Origin of the sequence: Alkaliphilus serpentinus, assembly GCF_009017255.1 — a bacterium.
Lineage (GTDB): Bacteria > Bacillota > Clostridia > Peptostreptococcales > Natronincolaceae > Alkaliphilus_D > Alkaliphilus_D serpentinus.
Genome location: NZ_WBZB01000052.1, coordinates 13,046 through 32,854, shown reverse-complemented (window position 1 = coordinate 32,854; position 19,809 = coordinate 13,046). Strand labels below are relative to the sequence as shown.

The window sequence follows — 19,809 nt, the reverse complement described above, 5'->3', positions numbered from 1 at the left end:
CAATTTTGTTAAACCCTGATACCAATATTGTAGAATTGTATATGCGAAATGATGAGGAAATCTATAAATATTATGCTGAGGATATAGAAGAATATTACGAAAACTGGTTTACTGATTTTTTAAAGAGCCAACAGAGATTTCCATAGAACCACTGCAAAAACAACAAAACGAGCTATATCTGTTACCATAACAGACATAGTACGTTGGTTTTTAATTTTGCTATAGAATGGGACAATGTACCTGTCCCCATGTCCCTATTAAGCTATAAGATAATATTCCCAAGAATGGGACAATGTACCTGTCCCCAAGTCCCTACTATAGTTTTAAAAAGGGTTTAAAACTTATTCTAATGGATGGGGGACTTCCTCCCTAATGCCCTTAGCTTTCTCAACTAATGTTGTAATTTATGATCGTGTAGCTGTTTATGCAGCTGCAGGTAAGATATTAATTGAACCATTTAATATGAATACGGGAGAGCTGATTTGATACTAGAGAAGAATACGCTAGCTGCAGGGCCAGTTTATTATTGATGGGAATGTGTCAAAGAGATGGTGTGATTTGCGCTTATCAAGAAATATCTCGGGTATAAAAGAATTACTAGGAGGTGGAAACATGTATCAGTTAAAGACTAAGGAAAACAATGACCCAGTAATAGAATTCTTAAATAGCATTGATAATGATAAGCGCAGAGGGGATAGCTTTAAGGTTCTTGAAATTATGGAGATAATTACGAAGGAGTCACCTAAAATGTGGGGTGATAAAATAGTGGGCTTTGGAAAGTATCATTACCAGTATGCCAGTGGACAATCTGGTGATTGGATGAGGATTGCCTTTTCTCCAAGGAAGGGAAATCTATCAATTTATATAATGGATGGGTTTGATAAGCACAAGGAGCTCCTCAATAAACTAGGAAAACATAAAACGGGAAAGTCTTGCTTATATATTAATAAGCTGGAGGATATTGATTTAAAAACATTAGAGGATTTAATATCCGATTCATGGAAGAATATGAATATACTTTATCCAATGTAGAGAATAGAGTAGTAACCAATCTTAATTAATATACTAAAGGGTCGACATTGTCGACCCTTTATATTGAATACAAAAAATTCAAGTTGTAGACTGTTCAAAAACTGGCAGATGGGAGGCGTAAGAAAAGTTAGCGATTGCAGCGTATATTGAAATACGTAAGAGTGCTGACTTTTTACAACAACAATGCAGATGATAGTTTTTCAACAGTCTGAAGGGTCGACATCGTCGACCCTTTAATATTAATAAAACATACACTCGATAAATTCTTCTTTACTAATATGAGAAAAATATCGAGGGAAATCTACTCCATTTAAAAAATCAGAAACAGTCGCCTCATCATATTTTAATTCCAGTATCTTAGCCGTTAAGTCCTTCGCATCTAACTGACCAAAGAAGTCGCCATAAACATTACAAGCCTTAATGATGCCATCCTTTACATCCATGCGAATGTCTAAATTTCCACCGGGATAACGTCTAACCTTTTGTAGGGTAAAGGCTGGAGATTCTCCATAATTCCAATCCCATCTATTATACCTTTCCTCCATTAGGCTATTGATGGCTTCTATATCCTTTTCATTGAGATGATATTCCTTTGGTTGTTGGTTGTAATGCTGAAACATATTCTTTGCCAATAGCTTCTGAAATTCATCCAGGCTTATATCCTGCTTAAGGTAGGGCAATATATTGGTTACCCGACTTCGTACAGACTTTATACCCTTTGATTCGATTTTTTCGGTTTTTACATTAAGGGCTTCTTGAACCACTGATAAATCGGAGTTAAATAATATTGTACCATGGTGTAAAAGCCTTTCCTTATAGGCATATTGAGCATTTCCAGAGAACTTCTTGCCATCTATGGTGATGTCGTTTCTACCAGTAAATTCAGCAGGAACGTTAAATTGTTGTAGGGTTTCCACCACTGGCCTTGTGAACTTTTCAAAGTTTTTTACTCCTTCCTTGCCCTTTTTCGTGATAAAGGTAAAGTTCAAATTCCCAAGATCATGATAAACGGCTCCACCGCCCGAAAGTCTTCGTACTACATGGATATGATTTTCTTTTATAAACCTGCTATTGATTTCTTCTATGGTATTTTGATTTCGGCCAATAATTACAGAGGGCTCGTTTTGCCATAAAATAATGATTGAATCATCTATCTCTAAAAATTTCAGAGCATACTCCTCAAGGGCAAGATTAAATTGTGGCTTTGTTGATTTATTAATAATTTGTAGCATGGTATAACCTCCTTTAATTTTATATCATTGTAAGATATACCCATGGGGTGATAATTATAACGTTTGATTATAGAATTTATACAGTGCAGTCCCCTTTACTATTGTCACCATATTTATGATCGCTTAATAATATGTATCGAAGATATATCATTCTTTAGAAATGAATAAAGGAGATGAATATGCATATGAATCATGATTGTTGTCCATATCCCATGATGCCAAATGTTCCTTACATACCACCACAAGCAATGCCCATAGATCCTAATGCTATTATGAATTCCATAGAACCTCTAGTTCTGTATGGAATGCAGGAGGCACAGGTTACAGGAGTACACCATGCAATGAGGGAGGTTGCCTATATTGCTTATCTAATGGGTAAGGGATATGATGATCAAACTGCTAGAATGATTGTGGAATCATGGGAGGTTAATGAAGCATTTCCAATGGGCTAAGAGAAATAAACTATAGTTAATTAAATTGACGGGTAGCTCCCGTCTTTATTTTTTCCTTTGATATATTTGTAAAAAATAGGTACAATAGAAGCAATTAATAATGTTGAAGGGAGATTCTTTATGGAGGAGAAAAACATTAAGAAGTTGGTAATTTACTATTCCTTTGAAGGCAATACAAAGCTTGTGGCAGAGGCTATGGCAGAGGCCATTGGAGCTGATCTACTACAGCTAAGGCCTAAAAAAGAGCTGAAATCTACGGGGTTTTCTAAATATCTTTGGGGAGGAAGTCAGGTGGTTATGAAAAAGAAACCAGAGCTTTTGCCCTTTGAGGTAAATCCCCGAGATTACGATTTGATTCTTATTGGAACCCCAGTGTGGGCTTGGACCTATACCCCACCCATTGCCACTCTTTTGTCTACCGTTGATTTTAGTGGAAAAACCATTGGGCTTTTTAGCACCCATGGAGGACAAAATGCTAAAACCCTAATCAATATGAGGAATCAGCTTAAGAATAGCAATATAGCTGGTGAGATAGACTTTTTTGAGCCCTTGACAAAGGATACAGGCAATGCCATTAAAAGGGCCAAGGAATGGGCTAGTAGCTTATAAAATTAAATGCGACAGGGGGAGCATATCAACTCTCTCTTGTCCCATTTGGTTAAAAAGAATAGCTCAAAGATTACCGATTCTTTTCTGGTTCATAAGAATCCTCTTCATAGTCAAATTCCAAGGTCTTCATGGTGCCCTTAGTTGTAAAGCACTTATACTTGTTTTTGTTTTTAGAGGTATTCTTCAATTTATCATAATCGTCTTCTTCGTAGTTATAATTGGTTTTAAATAAGCTTGAAAGCTTTTTTTTCATGATCTTTCTCCTTTCCTTAGCTTCCTTTACAATCCAGAGGCTATAGATAAAATACCCATGGCAAGGATTAAGGTTAAGGTAAGCTTCTTAAAGAGGGATTCATTCACCCTATTGCCTAAGGTTATACCCGTAAAGGTACCAATGATTAGTCCAGGAAGTAAATAAGATGAATATCTTAGTACCTCGGAGGTTATTAAGCCACTGAAGAAATAGGTGGGTATTGTAACCACATTTAGTATTAAAAAATAAGTGGTGAGGTTGGCTCTAAATCTTTGCTTATCAACATCCTGATTAGATAAAAAGAGAACAACTGGCGGGCCCCCAAGGGACACACTACCATTTAATAGTCCACTCATAATCCCCACTGGAAAAAAAGCCACTTTTTCATTTTTAACCTTCACTCTAAAGCCATAAAGATTTAGGAGGGCTGAAATTACGATAATTACACCAATGACTATTTTCAGGGTACTCTCTTCAGCAGCCATTAAAATATAGGCTCCAAAGGGGGTGCTGATAATGCCCGCTATGGTTAATATTAAGATTTGTTTCAGATTAATACTCTTTCTGATATGATAAAGAATTGTACAATTTAACAACAAACTAAATAGGATCAGTACTGGAACCACCACCTTTAAGGGTAAAAGCATTCCTAAAAGGGGTAGGGCAACTAACGAGAATCCAAAGCTGGTTATCCCCTGTATGGTACTGGCGGTAAAAATGATTAGAAGAGCTAAGATTATTTGCAAAAGAAAGTTATCCATTGATGTCCTCCATGGCTGTTATATTTTATGTAATAAAGCCTTACTTTAAATATTATATAGGATGGGTTTGTATTATTCAATTATAGAGTTATGATAATATCCTGTTACATGATAAAAATAGGGGTATAATAATGTTATAATTTCCTTAATAGGATGTGATGAAATGCTGGATGTAGCAGCCATTATATTAGAAAATGAAAGCAAAGAAGTGCTTATCGCTAGAAGAAGAAAGGGAATAGCCATGGAGGGTCTTTGGGAGTTCCCCGGAGGAAAGATTGAAGAAGGGGAAAGTCCTCAGGATTGTTTAGTTAGAGAGCTAAAGGAAGAGATGGAGTTGGATATTGAGGTTCAGGATTATGTTGGGGAAAGCATCCATAGCTATGAGGATTTTGTTATTAGACTTATGGCTTACAGAGGGAGAATCTTAAGGGGTGAAATTAAGCTTGTAGATCATGATAAAATCCTTTGGGTAAAACCTTTGGAGCTTAAAGAAATCGCCTTAGCCCCCGCTGATATACCCTTTGCAGGGCTTTTGTTGGATGAAGGAGAGGAATAGAGTTAAGGAAGAAAGGGTGTGTTTAAATGAAGAAGGTAATTGTGTTCACCAGTAAAACCTGACCCCATTGCTACACTGCGAAGGAGTTTCTTTCGTCTAAGGGGATTTTATATGAAGAAATGGATGTTAATGATAACCCCATAGCTAGGACTGAGTTTGCAAGAAGGGGCTTACAGGGAGTTCCAGCCTTTGTTATTGGAGATCAAGTGGTGGTAGGACTAGATAAAGGAAGAATTGAAGCTTTGTTAGATTATATTGTAGTAGGCTGTAAAGGATGTAGCACTAAGCTAAGATTGCCTAAAAACAAGGGGAGGATAAGGGTCACCTGTCCAAGCTGTGGGGAGAAATCTGAAATATCAACATAGAAAAAAATTGAAAATTGAAAGTTGAAAATGGAAAATGGGGGGCTATAAATGGAAAGATGTCCTTGGTGTGAAGGAAATGATTTATACATAAAATATCATGATGAGGAATGGGGTGTTCCTCTTCATGATGAGCAAAAACATTTTGAGTTCTTGGTACTGGAATCTGCTCAAGCTGGCCTAAGCTGGATAACAATCCTGAAAAAAAGAGAGAATTATAGAGAGGCCTATGATGGCTTTGATCCTGTAAAGGTTTCTCGGTATGACGAGGATAAAATAGCTGACCTATTGAATAATTCTGGCATTATCAGAAATAGAAAAAAGATAGAAGCCTCTATTAATAATGCCAATAGATTTTTAGAGGTTCAAAGGGAGTTTGGAAGCTTTGATAAATACATTTGGGGCTTTGTAGACAATAAGCCCATCAAAAATAAATGGACAGCCATAGAGGAGGTCCCTGCTAAAACTGACCTTTCAGATAAAGTCAGCAAGGATTTAAAGAAAAGGGGCTTTAAATTTTTAGGCTCAACCATCATCTATGCCCATTTACAAGCCATTGGGGTCATTAACGATCACCTTGTAGGGTGCTTTAGATACAACGAGGTTTAAAGGGAGGCCCATACTGATGAAAAACTATCATAATTTTACTTGGAGAGTGGTGAAAAGGTGAAAATCATAGACGCCCATATGCATCTATCAAATATAAAAGAATTTAAAAGCATTGCTGTAGAAAAATCCACCGTTGATTATTCCTGCAATGGCTTAGTTCATGAGTACAAGGCTTCTAACGTAGTATTAGGCATTGCCATGGGTTTAACTGAAACCAATTCTGGCAGGTTGCCCGATCATAATACATCAACCCCTATGGGAATTGATTTAGAGGACAAAATTCCCTCAAATATTGTCTATTGTCTAGGGATTAATCCCTATAAGCTGGGAAGAGAAGAAATAAAGGAATTGGAATTAAGGCTACAAAGACCTGAGGTGGTTGGCTTAAAGGTTTATTTAGGCTATTATCCCTTCTATGGATATGATGAGGTATATAAGCCGGTATATGAGTTGGCTGAAAAATATAAGGTGCCAGTGGTCTTCCATACAGGAGATACTCTCTCCGATGAAGGACTTTTGAAATATTCCCATCCCTTAACCTTAGATGAGATTGCAGTAAAACATAGATGGGTGAACTTTGTAATGGCCCATTTTGGTGACCCCTGGTGCTTAGATGCTGCGGAGGTTGTATATAAAAACTCCAATATGTTTGCAGATCTATCGGGATTGATGGTTGGAAATGATAAAACTATAAAACGTTTAAAGGATTCTCCCTTATTTTTTCATCATTTGAGACATGGCCTGGCTTTTTGTGATAATTATTCTAAATTCTTGTTTGGAACTGATTGGCCTTTGGTGCCAATTGCCCCCTATATTGAATTTGTAAGGGAACTGATTCCAGAGGAATACCATCAGGAAGTTTTTTATGATACAGCCACCAAGGTATTTCCAAAAATTAAAAGACTCTTATAAATTATTGAGATTGAAGGTATCCTCAAAAACCCTTAAATCGATGATTCTATAGGCAGGCTGATAGTTTTATATTAAGTAAATTAGTCACAGTATGTTCCTCCCCTTTTATTCTTTATAAGATTGTTTGAATGTTGTTTAAATTATAATACAAGTACCAGGGTACTACTACTGCAAATCAAGATAATCCTTTAATCTTTTTAACAATCTTTTGCTGCTTTTATGGCTTCTTTCTTCATTAAAATAATTTTCCAAAACCTGTTATAATCTAGTGATTAAATGGTATTATATATAAGTAGATGTATAGTAAAGGAGGATGACGGATGATTAATACTGTTGCAATAAGTGAAGGGATACATTATGTTGGAGTCAATGATCGGGAAACCCATCTTTTTGAAAACCTTTGGCCCTTGGATAAAGGAGTTTCCTATAATGCCTATCTAATTAACGACGAAAAGGTTGCAATAATAGATACAGTAAAAAGCACTAAAATGGATGCCTTTATTGAGAAGGTGGGTAGTATAATAGGGGATAAAAAAGTGGACTATTTAATTATTAACCACATGGAACCCGACCATTCAGGGGCTATAAAGGCTGTAAAGGAAAGATATCCCGAGGTTACTATTGTAGGTAATAAGAAAACCTTTGATTTAATTGAGAGCTTCTATGGAGGTGTGAGGAATCTTCACATTATAAATGATGGCGATGAATTAGATTTGGGTAAGCACCAGCTAAAGTTTTATTTAACACCTATGGTTCATTGGCCAGAAACCATGATGACCTATGAGGTTAATGAGAAGGTGTTGTTCTCAGCTGATGCCTTTGGAGGCTTTGGTACTCTAGATGGGGGTATTTTTGATGATGAGGTTAATCTGGAATTTTATACTGACGAGATCAGGCGATATTATTCTAATATTGTTGGCAAGTATGGGATGATGGTTCAAAAAGCCTTAAATAAGCTTACAGACGCTGGAATAGATTTGAAGGTGATTGCCCCTGGTCATGGCCCCGTATGGAGAAATAATCCTTCTTGTATATTGGACTATTATGATCGATGGTCGAAGGCAGAAACAGAGGAGGGTGTGGTAATTGTTTATGGCTCCATGTATGGAAATACTCAAAAAATGGCAGACTTTATTGCCAGGAACCTCTCAGAAAAGGGAATTAAGAATATTAGGATCTACGATTCATCTAAAACTCATCCATCCTATATAATTAGTGATATTTGGAGATTTAAGGGGCTTATTTTAGGAAGCTGTGCCTATAACACTGGACTATTTCCTTCCATGGAAACCCTCATACATAAGATTCAAAACTCCCAATTGAAAAATCGGTATGTAGGTATTTTTGGTACAGCATCCTGGAGTGGTGGAGGGGTTTCCACCTTACAAAAATTTATTGAAGATATCAAATGGCAGCAGGTAGGTCCAACGATAGAGGCAAACTCTTCTCCTAAAGATAAAGATTTTAAAGGCTGTGAAGTGATTGCATGGGAAATGGCTGAAAAGCTAATAGGAGAAAGAACAGAAACTGAAGATGAAAATTGCTTGAAGAAATAATTGATTGATATAAAATAGCAACATAGGTATTCCCTCTTTAAAGAACTGAGAGTTTATACCGAAGGTTGCTTTTTTTTTGCTTTAAATAACCTGAAATACAAGGAATTAAAGGAATTATAGCGAATATATGTTTTATAGATATATTATAATTTGCTCCTAAGATTCAACACAAGGAGGAGTACCAATGGTTAAAGGTAAGAGAAGATATTCTGTAATATTTCTGCTATTAGGTATGATTGCTTTTTTTGGCCAGCAGACTAATTTTGCCACTGGTCAGATGGAGCCCCATACAGAAATCCATGAAAGGCTGAAAGAAATATCAGAGGAGGAGAGGCGAGTACTGGAAAGTCTATTTACCCTAACACAGGATATCGAAGCTATGGAGATGGAGGAAGAAGAAATTACCCAGGAAATAGATGAAATAAATAAAGAGATGAGGGAATTAGAAGAGCTGCTGAGCCGGCAAGAGGTAACTTATAGCAAAAAAAGAAAAGACTTAGAGCTGGTCCTCCAAAGCTATCAAAGACGGGGACCGGGTACCTACCTAGAAATCCTTTTGAATTCCCAATCTCTTGGGGATTTTTTAAGAAGATTAAATACATTGAGGGATCTAACCAAAAATACTGGAGACCTCTTAGAAGAAATGGAAGAAAGCAAAGCTCAAATACAAGCTGATAAGCTTAAGTTAGATTCTATGGGAGATTTCCTCCTTGAAAAACAACAAGACCTAAGGGAGACTTTGATCAGTAAGAATATTCTTAAGGAAGAGTTAAATCAACGTTTAGCTGCCCTAGAGGATGAAAGAGAGGTTTACCAAAGAAATTTAGAGAATGTTACTCTATTGTGGAATCAATTAAAACCATTGTTTATCCAGGTGACTGGTGAGTTTACCACCATGATTGAGGAGGGAAATCTACCTCCAGAGGCTTTAGAAACCACCTTTCAATTTCCCAGAATTAAAGGAACCATCAATGAGGATGCCTTTAATCATCTTATAGAGGATAACGCTAAGCTTCCTGAATTAGAGTTTAGCTTTAATGTTGGTGCTATTGAAATGAGCCTACCAAGTCATAGACTCCTTCTCCAAGGAAGCTTTCAAATAGTAGATGGAAATATTTTAAGATATGTGGTAAAGGAAGGAGCCTTTTATGGGCTTCCGCTGGAGGATGCTTCCCTAGAAGAGCTCTTTAAGGAAGGCTACCTAGAGATAAATCTCAAGCCCCTGCTGGGTAAGAATCGAATTACTTCAATAGAAATGAAGGATGGATATATAGAAATGTTGGTAGTTCCAGTGTTTTTTTAGAGTTGGAGGTGACGATATGATAGAAGCAAAAAATGTTTTTCTGAGATATCCCGATGGTACAGAGGCCTTAAAAAATATAAATTTGAGGATAAGCCCTGGGAATATCCTTTATATTACAGGGGCCAGTGGGTCGGGAAAAACCAGCTTATTAAAGTTATTTATGGGGATTGAGGCCCCCACTAAGGGAACATTAAATATACTTGGCGAATCAATTTCCCAATGCAGCTCTAAGGATATTCAGAAGATAAGAACCATGATGGGTCCTATTTTTCAAGATTTTAGGCTAATTAAAGGTCGAACGGCATTGGAAAATGTTCTAATGGGCATGCGGTTTTTGAGGTTTTCCACAAGAAGTATGGAAGAAATGGCCCATGATGCCTTAGCTAGGGTAGGACTAAATCACAAGGTTAACTCTATGGTGGAAAATTTATCTTGGGGAGAATCTCAAAGGGTGGCCATTGCAAGAGCGGTGGTAAGAAAACCTTCGTTGATATTGGCAGATGAACCAACTGGAAATTTAGATAAGGAGAATGCTGTAAAAATGCTGGAGCTTTTGTCCTCCTTTAGCTCAGATGAAACCGCTATTATCATTACTACCCATGCTACTCATCTAATAGAAGATTTTCTTGATTGTAGACACATTGTAATGGAGGCAGGGAATCTAATGGAGAAGGGTTGGGTGGAAGGAGTATGAAATACTTTTTCAAAAATATCGGGTACTTCTTAAAGGAAGTAGGAACTATATTAAGGCTTAACCCTCTGTCAAATCTTTTGTCTCTAGTAAGCACATCCCTAATGTTTTTTATTTTGGCAATGATGATTGCAGGCTGGTGGATAAGTAATGATGTTGTAGAGGTAATCCAAGGAGAGGCAGAAATCAATTTTTATTATCATGAGGATCTACAGGATGAAGAAATTGAGGAGTTAGTTAATAGAGTCATGACCGTCGATGGGGTGGAAACAGCCCTATTAATCAATGCTGATGAAGCCTATAATAGAATGGTGGATATTTTAGGTAAGGATGCGGAAGTTTTAAAGCATTTTGACGATAACCCTTTTAACTCTTTTGTTGAGGTAAAAATCGATATTCATGAAATAGATGCTGTTATTAGTACTCTGGAAAGCATACCAGAGATTGAGAATATTAGAGATAATCGAGAGATTCTTATAAGGCTAAGGGAGATGGGGGGTCTTATTAAGAGGATTGGACTTCTTGTTGTGGTTGCCGTTGGAGTCGCTACATTAGTTGCTATAGCTCATATTATTAGACAGGGGGTATACAATAATAAAGAGGAAATCAACACCCTTAGGCTTCTTGGTGCTCCAGAAGGCTTTATAGCTATGCCCTTTATTTTGGAGGGTTTGTTATTAAATCTAGCGGGGGGATTGTTGGCTGCCGTCATGACCTCCTTTGCTTTAATGGCACTATATTCTCAAATTCAGGGGCCCCTACCCTTTATCCCTATGCCACCAATAAATGGTTTAATTAAGGGTTTAGTTTTGATGTTGATCCTCTTCAGTGGAACCTTAGGTATTGCTGGTAGCTTCTTAGGTCTCATAAATAGTAGTAAAAAAGGAAAAATCAAAGTCATCAAAGCCATGGAGCAAAAAAAATAAAGATTCTTAATTGATTTCTTCAATGGAAAAAATATGATGAAATTTGCGTCTCGAAACTAAGGGCTTTTGATCAGTCTACATCTTGAATACTTTGTCTTCAATCTAGAAGGAGGTGCCTGGGCACCTCCTTCTTTTATTTTAATTTTTGAGTAAAATCATCAACGGATATTGCGATATTTTCTAATTCCTTCGTAAGGGTATGAACTACAGAAAGTTGCTCCTTAGAAGAATGGGTATAGCTTTCAATCTGGTCAGATGCAGTGGTAATCATATCTTGAATATTTTTTAATACCCTACTGATTTGATTTACAGAGGTGGCAGTGCTTTCAGCAAGCTTTCGCACTTCGTTGGCAACTATATTAAAGCCCTTGCCTTCAGCACCAATTCTTGCGGCTTCTATAGAGGCATTGATTCCCAAAATATTGGTTTGCTTTGATATGGAGTGAATCAAATCGATTATTTTGTTGGTTTCAAGAACCTGTTCCTTCGTGGCTTTAATCATTGAGTTTAATTCCATAATGGCTTCTGCTTGATGATCGGTGGTGGCTGAAAGCTCCTGAAGACCGGCTGATGATTCTTGTATACTTTCATTTATATCCTCTGCCATTGAATTCATTCGAGTAAGAAATTCCACACGCTCATACTCTAACGCTATTAGATTGCTTGCCAGTAAAGCAATGGGCTTCATTTGTTGGGGCTCTCCAGATATTCCTATAGCACCAATTCTTCTTCCATTGGTGTCTATTCCTATGCTAAATCCAGGTCTTGTACCACTCATAGTCTTAGTCATTTCCTCGGTTATTGCGATATAATCAAGCTTTCCTGCCATGATGTCTTTAGCCCCCTGGTGGACTGTCCCCAGACGTTCTGGTTGAGTTGTGGCTATAATCACACCTCCATCGCCGAAAAAGTGTGCATTTTGTTGAGTCTCCTTGTTAATTAATTCTACCAATCGTTGGGCGAAAACAGTACTTACTAAAGACATAAAACTACCCCCTTCTTATATATTTGCTATAAATTTATTTAGCATAAATTGGTTTATTATATTCAACATATTATTGGTTTTCCCTGCTAGATAACTGTTGAAATTTAAAAATTCAGATAAATGAATTTTAAATTGCACACTATTAGTTAAATAAATAACCACTAGCTTCTAGGTTATGTGGAGATTTGCACCAATAGAACAACGGAATGCCAACATTTACAGGAGATTAAAAGTTAAAAAAATAACAATAAAAAACTTTAGAAATTTTCAGAAAAAAGAAGGAATTAATATAAAAATATTGAATATTTATTTGGTAAGACCACCCGATGAGTGGGTGACCATATTTTTGAAGGGAGGGTTGATGAGATCAATCTGACATCGTGATCAGCTTGAAAACGTTTTCGGAAAAATTATAAGGAGGTTTTATTTAATGTTATTAGCATTGTTAGCTTCTTTACCTATTGTTTTAACGGTGGTTCTAATGGTTGCCTTCAACTGGCCAGCTAAGAAGGTTATGCCTTTAGCTTGGATTTTGGCAGCAATTTTAGCAGCCTTTGTTTGGAAAATGCCTTTCCAATGGCTGGCTGGAGCTACAGTTTTTGGTGGACTAAGTGCGTTTAATATTCTAATTATCGTTTTTGGTGCAATCCTATTAATGAATACTTTAAAGAATAGTGGTGCAATCAAGGCCATCAACAAAACCTTCTATGGAATTAGTCCAGATAGAAGAGTTCAAGCAATTATAATTGCCTTCCTATTTGGGGCCTTCATCGAGGGGGCAGCTGGATTCGGAACTCCTGCAGCTTTAGCAGGACCATTAATGGTTGGATTAGGCTTCCCGCCCCTTGCAGCAGCTATGCTGGCTTTAGTGGGTAACAGTACTCCTGTAAGCTTTGGTGCCGTTGGTACCCCAATTCTAGGTGGAGTATCCTCCATTCTGGGAACACCAGAAATCATGGCTCAGATCGAAGGTGCAGGCTTTACGAGAGATACTTTCTTGCAAAATGTTGGTATTTGGGCTTCTATACCCCATGCTGTAATGGGAATATTTTTACCTCTGATTATCGTCTGTATGATGACTAAGCTATTTGGCGAGAAGAAATCCTTTAAGGAAGGATTTGAAGTAGCTCCATTTGCAATCTTTGCTGGTTTATCCTTTACGGTTCCATATTTGCTAATTGCCAGATTTATAGGACCAGAATTGCCTTCATTAGCCAGTGGTTTAATTGCCATAGCTATAGTAGTTACAGCTACAAAGAAGGGCTTTCTACAGCCTAAAACCCCTTGGGACTTTGCCAATAAGTCAAAATGGGATAGCTCATGGGTAGGTATTGAAGAAGTAGCAGCAACTTCTGAAACTACAGAAAAGGAAATCAGCCCCTTTATGGCTTGGCTTCCATATATTTTGGTATCTGTAATACTGGTTGTTACAAGAATACCAGAACTTGGATTGAAGCCAATATTAACTAGTTCTACCTTTACTTTATCTATAAAGGGTATATTGGGTACGAAATTAAATTATGCCCTTCAATATTTATATTTACCTGGAACAGTTCCCTTCATCCTTGTAGCCATCCTAACAGCCTTTATGCACAAGATGAGTGGAGAAAAAGTCAAAGCAACCTGGAAGCTTTCTATTAAGCAGGTTATTCCAGCAGCAATTGCACTTGGTTTTGCAATAGCAATGGTACAAGTTATGCTTAACTCCGGAAACAATAGCTCTGGTGAGGTAGGTATGATGGTTGCCCTTTCTAAGGCAGCTGCGGATATATTCCGTGGAGTATGGCCTATTTTTGCTCCATTCATAGGTATACTAGGAGCCTTTATGTCAGGTAGTAACACAACCTCTAACATACTATTCTCTGGCTTCCAGTATGGAGTTGCAGATCAAATCGGTATGTCAAGGCTTGTAATCTTAGGTCTTCAGGTTGTTGGTGGTGCCGCAGGTAACATGATTTGTGTCCATAACGTAGTTGCAGCCTGTACAACAGTTGGTGTACTAGGTAAGGAAGGACGTGTTATTCGTACCAATGCAATTCCTGCCTTTGCCTATGCAATCGTGGTAGGTATCGTTGCATACATTTCAATGGCTCTAGTGCCAGGATTATTCTAAAACAAAAATCCAATAGGTTAGAGGATTCTAGGAGATGGAGAGATGTTTAAGCCTATAAAAACCAAAAGGGTCTACCAACAAATTGTAGATCAAATAAATCAATTAATGAGGCAGGGGGAACTAAAACCTGGAGATAAGCTTATGTCAGAAAAGGAACTGGCTGACAAGCTTAAGGTTAGCCGCACTTCAGTACGGGAGGCCCTGAGCGCATTGGATTTCCTTGGGGTACTGGAGAGTAAGCAGGGCGACGGAACCTTTATTTCAGAAGTATCTCAGCAATCATTAATAGAACCTCTAGCCCTATTTATGATGTTAGATAGAGAGGCCAGCATTGAGCTGCTGGAGGTTAGAAAAATTATGGAGGCCCAGGCGGCAGAGCTGGCAGCTATGCGATCGGATGATGATGATTTAAGTAAAATTAGCAAAGCAATAGAATTAATGGAAGTAGATTTGGAGAAAAAAATCTTGGGGGAAGAGAACGATGCAATGTTCCATTATGCTATTGCTGAAGCAACTAAGAATAAAACACTAGTAAAGCTAATGAATATGATCTCGGATTTGGTGGTACAAAATATGCGTACCAGTAGACAATATCTCTATAGCAAAAAAGGCAACCCAGAAAAATTATTTCAGCAGCATTACGATATTTATGTTGCTATTAAAGATGGAAATCCATCCTTGGCAAAGAAAGCCATGTTTAATCATCTAGATTTTGTTGAACGAGAATTAACCAACCATCAAGATTAATCATTCAATGCAGGATAGATTATTTGAGTTATCCTGCATTGATATCCATTTGTTAATGATTTACAATTATTACCTGTGTACAGAAATAAAAAAATAGGAGGGAATGAAATTGAACATAATTATTCCAATAAAGCAAGTTCCAGAAACCAGTAACGTTAAGATGGATAAAGAAACAGGAACGATGATTCGTGACGGAGTTGAAAGTGTTATCAATCCTCTAGATCTATATGCTATTGAGTTAGGGATTCAATTAAAGGAAATCCATGGTGGGAAGGTTACTGTTTGCACTATGGGCCCTCCATCTGCACAAAAAGCACTTAGAGAAGCAATCGCAATGGGCTGTGATGATGGAATACTGATTACAGATAGAAAATTTGCCGGAGCTGATACTTGGGCAACTTCATATACATTATCAGAAGCTATTAAGAATATGGGTAGCTTTGATTTAGTACTAGCTGGTGAACGGGCAACTGACGGAGATACCGGCCAGGTAGGACCTGGTATTGCAGCATGGTTAAATATTCCCCTGGCAACCTATGTAAGCCATGTGGATGAGGTTACCAATACCCATATAACCGTTGAGCGTCTGGTGGAGGAGGGTTATCAAATATTAAAAATGCCCCTACCTACCCTTTTAACAGTGGTTAAGGAGGTTAGTGATCCTAGACTTCCAACCCTAAGGGGTAAGAAGAAGGCGCGAGCTACAGAAATTCCTGTTTTTTCTACTGAGAATATGAACTTAAATGAAGGATCCTTAGGATTAAAGGGTTCTCCAACTAAGGTTGTAAAGATTGATTACCCTAAGGTTACAAGGGGCGGAAAAATGGTAAGTGCTAATGGTGAAGAGGGAATTAATGCAGCCATTGATGAGTTAATTAAATTTTTAGAAGAAAAAGAATTGATATAGGGAGGGATCTAGATGAGTTACGTTTGGACTATTGCAGAGCAAAGTAAGGGTAAACTCAGGGGTGTATCCTTTGAGCTTTTAAGTAGAGGTAGAAAGCTGGCTGATAAGATGAATACTCAGCTATGCTCAGTGTTACTAGGCAGCAATGTAAGTGATGAAGCCCTTCAAGAATTGATCTATAGAGGAGCCGATAACGTTTATTTTATCGATGATCCAAGATTAGAAAATTTTATAGTTGAAACCCACAGTAATGTTCTTTCTGATTTAATCAGAGAATACAAACCTCATACAATACTGGCTGCAGCCACCTCCAGTGGTCGAAGCTTAATGCCTTATGTAGCGATTCAGGTTAACACTGGATTAACTGCCGATTGTACAGAATTAGATATCGAAGAAGGAACCAAGCACTTGTTACAAACAAGACCTGCCATAGGTGGAAACATAATGGCTACTATAAAGACACCCAACCATGACCCACAAATGGCTACCGTTAGACCGAAATCCAGTAGACCTCTCCCTGAAGATACCGGTAGAGTAGGTAAAATCATTAGATTGAGTCTAAAGGATGAGCTGGTAGATAATCGTGTTGAAATGATTGGCTTTAGAAAGGACTTAGAGGAATTTGTAAATATCGAAGAGGCTGAGGTTGTAGTTGCTGGCGGTAAGGGTATGAAAAAGCAAGAGAATTTTGGTATGCTAAAAGAGCTGGCTAAACGTTTTGATGGCGTAGTAGGTGCCAGTAGAGATGCCGTAGATAGAGGATGGTTACCCTACCCCCATCAAATAGGACTAAGCGGTAAAACCATTTCTCCAAAGTTGTATATTTGTGCAGGTATATCTGGGTCAATTCAGCATTTAGCTGGTATAAAGACCTCAGAAACCATCATTGCAGTAAATACAGATCCCGATGCCAATATTTTTCAATTAGCAGACTTTGGTATTATAGGAAACCTATTTGAGGTAATTCCAAAGCTAAATCAAAGATTGGAAAATTATAAGAAGGAGGGAAAATAAATGAGATATAATCCCGTGACTAAAAAAATAGTTGATGAATTAGTAGAAATTTTAGGCCCTAAAAACGTTTTTTCTGACCAAGAAAAAATGGAAGCCTATTCTCATGATGAAACATCAGCCGAAGAATATGGTCATATGCCCGAAGTTGTAGTGACACCCTCAACAACTGAAGAAATTGCTAAAATCGTTAAACTGGCAAATAGAGAGCTGATACCTATAACTCCAAGGGGAGCAGGTAGTGGATTATCTGGGGGAGCAATACCTACCTTTGGTGGAATCCTTCTTTCAATAGAAAAAATGAATAAGGTGCTAGAAATAGATGATGGAAATATGATGATGGTTTTAGAGACTGGTATTGTTACCAATGAGGTTAATGCCCTTATTAAGGATAGAGGATTATTCTATGCAGGCTATCCCATGAGCTTAGAAACCTGTTTTCTAGGAGGCAATATTGCGGAAAATGCTGGAGGGGGTAAAGCTGTTAAGTATGGAGTTACTGGTCGGTACATTATGGGTATGGAATTGGTAACCCCCACCGGTGAAATTGTTGAGCTTGGTGGCAAGCTATCGAAGGATGTTAGTGGATATGATCTGAAACAGCTAATAGTTGGGTCTGAAGGTACCTTGGGTATTGTAACGAAGGCTACTATAAAGTTAACGGGTTTACCAACAGCTAAATCCAACCTATTGGTGCTATACAAAAATCCTAAGGATGCCATCGATTGTGTTCCAGTAATTATGGCGAAGGGTTTAATACCAACAGGAATTGAGTTTATGGATAAGTTATCGGTTAAAACCTCCTGTGAATATTTAAATGAAAGTCTTCCCTATCAGGATTGCGGCGCAATGCTGTTAATAGAGGTGGACGGAACCAATGCAGAGCAGGTTGAGAAGGATACTGAGTCAATAGGGGACCTTTGTATGGATAATGGAGCTATTGAGGTTTATGTTGCAGATAACTATACCACTCAAGAAAGAATATGGAGTGTAAGACGTAATATTGCAGAGGCCTTTAAGGTTGTAAGCCCTGTTCAAAGCTTAGAGGATATAGTTGTACCTATTGCAACCATTCCAGATATCATTCCTGAGTTAGACAGAATCTCAGAAAAGTATGATATAAAAATCCCTTGCTATGGTCACGCTGGTGATGGTAACCTCCATGCAACCTTAGTTAAAAATCCAAATCATACAATGGAGCATTGGCATGAAATAGAACCTAAAGCCCTTAGAGAACTTTATGAGGTAACTAAAAAGCTTGGAGGAAAGATTAGTGGTGAGCATGGTATAGGCTTAAAACGTAAAAATTACTTAAAAGAAGTAATCAATCCTGTGGAGCTAAACCTTATGAAGGCCATTAAAAAAGCATGGGATCCAAACCACATCATGAATCCAGGTAAAATATTTGATTTAGAATAAAGACATGGCAAGTAATTGGTTGCAGCCCTGTTATTAGCGCTGCAATCATTTGCTTGTATTTAATACAAGGAGGAGAAAAGGATGGCTATCATAAAAATACCCTATTCCAGGGGGTTTGTTGATCTAAAAGTCCCTGATCAAAATCTAAAGGGAATATTAGAGTCAAAGGCCCATCATTTTAAGACTGATGATCCAGAGGCAACAATTGTTAGAAAGGCTTTAGATAAGCCAATTGCTTCACCACCATTAAGGGACTTGGCTGTTGGGAAGAAAAAAGTTGTCATCATTACCAGTGACCATACAAGACCCGTTCCAAGTAGCATTACCCTGCCAATCGTGTTGAAAGAAATCCGGGAGGGTAATCCTGAAGCAGATATTACCATATTAATAGCTACAGGCTTTCATAGACCCACTACCGAAGCAGAAATGCTGAATAAATTCGGTGAAGAGCTTGTAAAAAATGAGAGGTTTATAAACCACAACTGCTTTGATGAAAGCACCCTAGTTAAAGTAGGGATATTACCCTCGGGTGGGGAGCTTTGGCTTAACCGAATGGCTATGGAGGCGGATCTGTTAATTTCTGAAGGCTTTATCGAGCCCCACTTCTTTGCTGGTTTCTCAGGGGGGAGAAAGAGTGTATTACCCGGGGTAGCTGGTAGAACAACGGTGTTGGCAAATCATTGCTCACAGTTTATATATCATGAGAAATCTCGTACAGGAGTTCTAGAAGGAAATCCTATTCATAAGGACATGTTATATGCTGCAGAAGCTGCCAATTTAGCTTTTATATTAAATGTTGTGATCGATGCTAACAAAAAGATTATAAGTGCTTATGCAGGTAATAGAGAGCTGGCCCATAAAGAGGGCTGTGAATTTGTTACAGGCTTAGCCAGTGTAGAGCCTGTTCCTGCCGATATTGTGGTTACTTCCAATGGAGGATATCCATTAGATCAGAATATCTATCAGACAGTAAAGGGAATGACGGCAGCTGAGGCCACAGCCAAGGAGGATGCAGTAATCATCATAGCCTCTGCATGTAATGATGGCCATGGTGGAGAAGCTTTCTACCAGACCTTTTTAGACCACAAAACAGCACAAGATGTTATGGATACCATAATGAAAATTCCGATGGAAAAAACCATTCCAGATCAATGGGAATCACAAATTTTAGCAAGATTATTAATTAAGCACAAAGTAATTCTTGTTACAGATCAATGTGATTCTAAGATGGTTACAGATATGCACATGTTACATGCCTATACATTGGAGGAGGCTATGAAAATGGCCTTTGAAATAAAGGGTAAGGATGCCAGCGTTACGGTAATACCAGATGGTGTATCAGTTATTGTAAAGCAATAGATGAGTAAATCAAA

20 protein-coding genes and 1 pseudogene are annotated in these 19,809 nt (G+C 37.9%); 17 read left to right on the top strand and 4 right to left on the bottom strand.

What is annotated here, in order from left to right:
• The first annotated feature begins 612 nt into the window (after positions 1–612).
• A complete protein-coding gene (locus F8153_RS13945; RefSeq protein ID WP_151866974.1) occupies positions 613–1,032 on the top strand; it encodes a DUF1801 domain-containing protein in 420 nt (139 codons plus the stop codon).
• 239 nt (positions 1,033–1,271) lie between these two features.
• On the opposite strand, the gene F8153_RS13940 is transcribed toward F8153_RS13945, so the two are convergent.
• Positions 1,272–2,264, bottom strand: a complete 993-nt coding sequence (locus tag F8153_RS13940) for a lipoate--protein ligase (protein WP_151866973.1) — start codon at positions 2,262–2,264, stop codon at positions 1,272–1,274.
• A 185-nt stretch (positions 2,265–2,449) separates the two neighbouring features.
• On the opposite strand from F8153_RS13940, the gene F8153_RS13935 reads away from it, so the two are divergent.
• On the top strand, positions 2,450–2,716 hold the full coding sequence (locus F8153_RS13935) for a hypothetical protein (protein WP_207707736.1): 267 nt from the start codon (positions 2,450–2,452) through the stop codon (positions 2,714–2,716).
• A gap of 120 nt (positions 2,717–2,836) precedes the next feature.
• On the top strand, positions 2,837–3,325 hold the full coding sequence (locus tag F8153_RS13930) for a flavodoxin family protein (RefSeq protein ID WP_151866972.1): 489 nt from the start codon (positions 2,837–2,839) through the stop codon (positions 3,323–3,325).
• 70 nt (positions 3,326–3,395) lie between these two features.
• Here the strand turns inward: F8153_RS13930 and F8153_RS13925 are convergent, their stop codons facing one another.
• Entirely contained in the window at positions 3,396–3,578 is a 183-nt protein-coding gene (locus tag F8153_RS13925; RefSeq protein WP_151866971.1) for a hypothetical protein, read from the bottom strand.
• 26 nt (positions 3,579–3,604) lie between these two features.
• On the bottom strand, positions 3,605–4,339 hold the full coding sequence (locus tag F8153_RS13920) for a sulfite exporter TauE/SafE family protein (RefSeq protein WP_151866970.1): 735 nt from the start codon (positions 4,337–4,339) through the stop codon (positions 3,605–3,607).
• A 163-nt stretch (positions 4,340–4,502) separates the two neighbouring features.
• Here F8153_RS13920 and F8153_RS13915 point away from each other — a divergent pair, with 163 nt between their 5' ends.
• The 8 genes and pseudogenes from F8153_RS13915 to F8153_RS13880 all read left to right on the top strand — a co-directional run bounded on the left by F8153_RS13915 (position 4,503) and on the right by F8153_RS13880 (position 11,254).
• Positions 4,503–4,895: a (deoxy)nucleoside triphosphate pyrophosphohydrolase gene (locus tag F8153_RS13915; RefSeq protein WP_151866969.1), complete on the top strand. Its 393-nt coding sequence runs from the start codon at positions 4,503–4,505 to the stop codon at positions 4,893–4,895.
• Positions 4,896–4,969: 74 nt separating this feature from the next.
• Positions 4,970–5,260 (top strand): annotated as a pseudogene (locus F8153_RS13910) (glutaredoxin family protein); the annotation flags it as partial.
• Between the two features lie 48 nt (positions 5,261–5,308).
• On the top strand, positions 5,309–5,866 hold the full coding sequence (locus F8153_RS13905) for a DNA-3-methyladenine glycosylase I (protein ID WP_151866967.1): 558 nt from the start codon (positions 5,309–5,311) through the stop codon (positions 5,864–5,866).
• Between the two features lie 39 nt (positions 5,867–5,905).
• Positions 5,906–6,778 (top strand): amidohydrolase family protein, encoded by an 873-nt coding sequence (locus F8153_RS13900; protein WP_243136988.1) that lies wholly within the window; start codon positions 5,906–5,908, stop codon positions 6,776–6,778.
• Positions 6,779–7,098: 320 nt separating this feature from the next.
• Entirely contained in the window at positions 7,099–8,334 is a 1,236-nt protein-coding gene (locus tag F8153_RS13895) for an FprA family A-type flavoprotein (protein ID WP_151866965.1), read from the top strand.
• A gap of 184 nt (positions 8,335–8,518) precedes the next feature.
• On the top strand, positions 8,519–9,637 hold the full coding sequence (locus F8153_RS13890) for a coiled-coil domain-containing protein (RefSeq protein WP_151866964.1): 1,119 nt from the start codon (positions 8,519–8,521) through the stop codon (positions 9,635–9,637).
• 16 nt (positions 9,638–9,653) lie between these two features.
• Positions 9,654–10,331 carry a cell division ATP-binding protein FtsE gene (locus F8153_RS13885; protein WP_151866963.1) on the top strand — a complete coding sequence of 226 codons (678 nt, stop codon included), beginning with the start codon at positions 9,654–9,656 and terminating at the stop codon, positions 10,329–10,331.
• Positions 10,328–11,254 (top strand): cell division protein FtsX, encoded by a 927-nt coding sequence (locus tag F8153_RS13880; protein ID WP_151866962.1) that lies wholly within the window; start codon positions 10,328–10,330, stop codon positions 11,252–11,254. Before F8153_RS13885 ends, F8153_RS13880 begins: the two co-directional genes overlap by 4 nt.
• Before the next feature lie 133 nt (positions 11,255–11,387).
• Here the strand turns inward: F8153_RS13880 and F8153_RS13875 are convergent, their stop codons facing one another.
• Positions 11,388–12,239, bottom strand: a complete 852-nt coding sequence (locus tag F8153_RS13875; protein WP_151866961.1) for a methyl-accepting chemotaxis protein — start codon at positions 12,237–12,239, stop codon at positions 11,388–11,390.
• Positions 12,240–12,669: 430 nt separating this feature from the next.
• Here F8153_RS13875 and F8153_RS13870 point away from each other — a divergent pair, with 430 nt between their 5' ends.
• The 6 genes from F8153_RS13870 (at position 12,670) to larA (ending at position 19,795) form a co-directional block, all read left to right on the top strand.
• On the top strand, positions 12,670–14,352 hold the full coding sequence (locus tag F8153_RS13870; protein WP_151866960.1) for an L-lactate permease: 1,683 nt from the start codon (positions 12,670–12,672) through the stop codon (positions 14,350–14,352).
• A gap of 42 nt (positions 14,353–14,394) precedes the next feature.
• A complete protein-coding gene (locus F8153_RS13865; protein WP_151866959.1) occupies positions 14,395–15,099 on the top strand; it encodes a FadR/GntR family transcriptional regulator in 705 nt (234 codons plus the stop codon).
• Between the two features lie 109 nt (positions 15,100–15,208).
• Complete coding sequence (locus F8153_RS13860) at positions 15,209–16,006, top strand: electron transfer flavoprotein subunit beta/FixA family protein (RefSeq protein WP_151866958.1); 798 nt, start codon at positions 15,209–15,211, stop codon at positions 16,004–16,006.
• Between the two features lie 12 nt (positions 16,007–16,018).
• On the top strand, positions 16,019–17,020 hold the full coding sequence (locus F8153_RS13855) for an electron transfer flavoprotein subunit alpha/FixB family protein (protein ID WP_151866957.1): 1,002 nt from the start codon (positions 16,019–16,021) through the stop codon (positions 17,018–17,020).
• Positions 17,021–18,436, top strand: coding sequence for an FAD-binding oxidoreductase (locus tag F8153_RS13850; RefSeq protein WP_151866956.1), 1,416 nt, complete (start codon positions 17,021–17,023; stop codon positions 18,434–18,436).
• Between the two features lie 81 nt (positions 18,437–18,517).
• Positions 18,518–19,795 carry a nickel-dependent lactate racemase gene (larA, locus tag F8153_RS13845; RefSeq protein ID WP_151866955.1) on the top strand — a complete coding sequence of 426 codons (1,278 nt, stop codon included), beginning with the start codon at positions 18,518–18,520 and terminating at the stop codon, positions 19,793–19,795.
• The last annotated feature ends 14 nt before the right edge of the window (positions 19,796–19,809 follow it).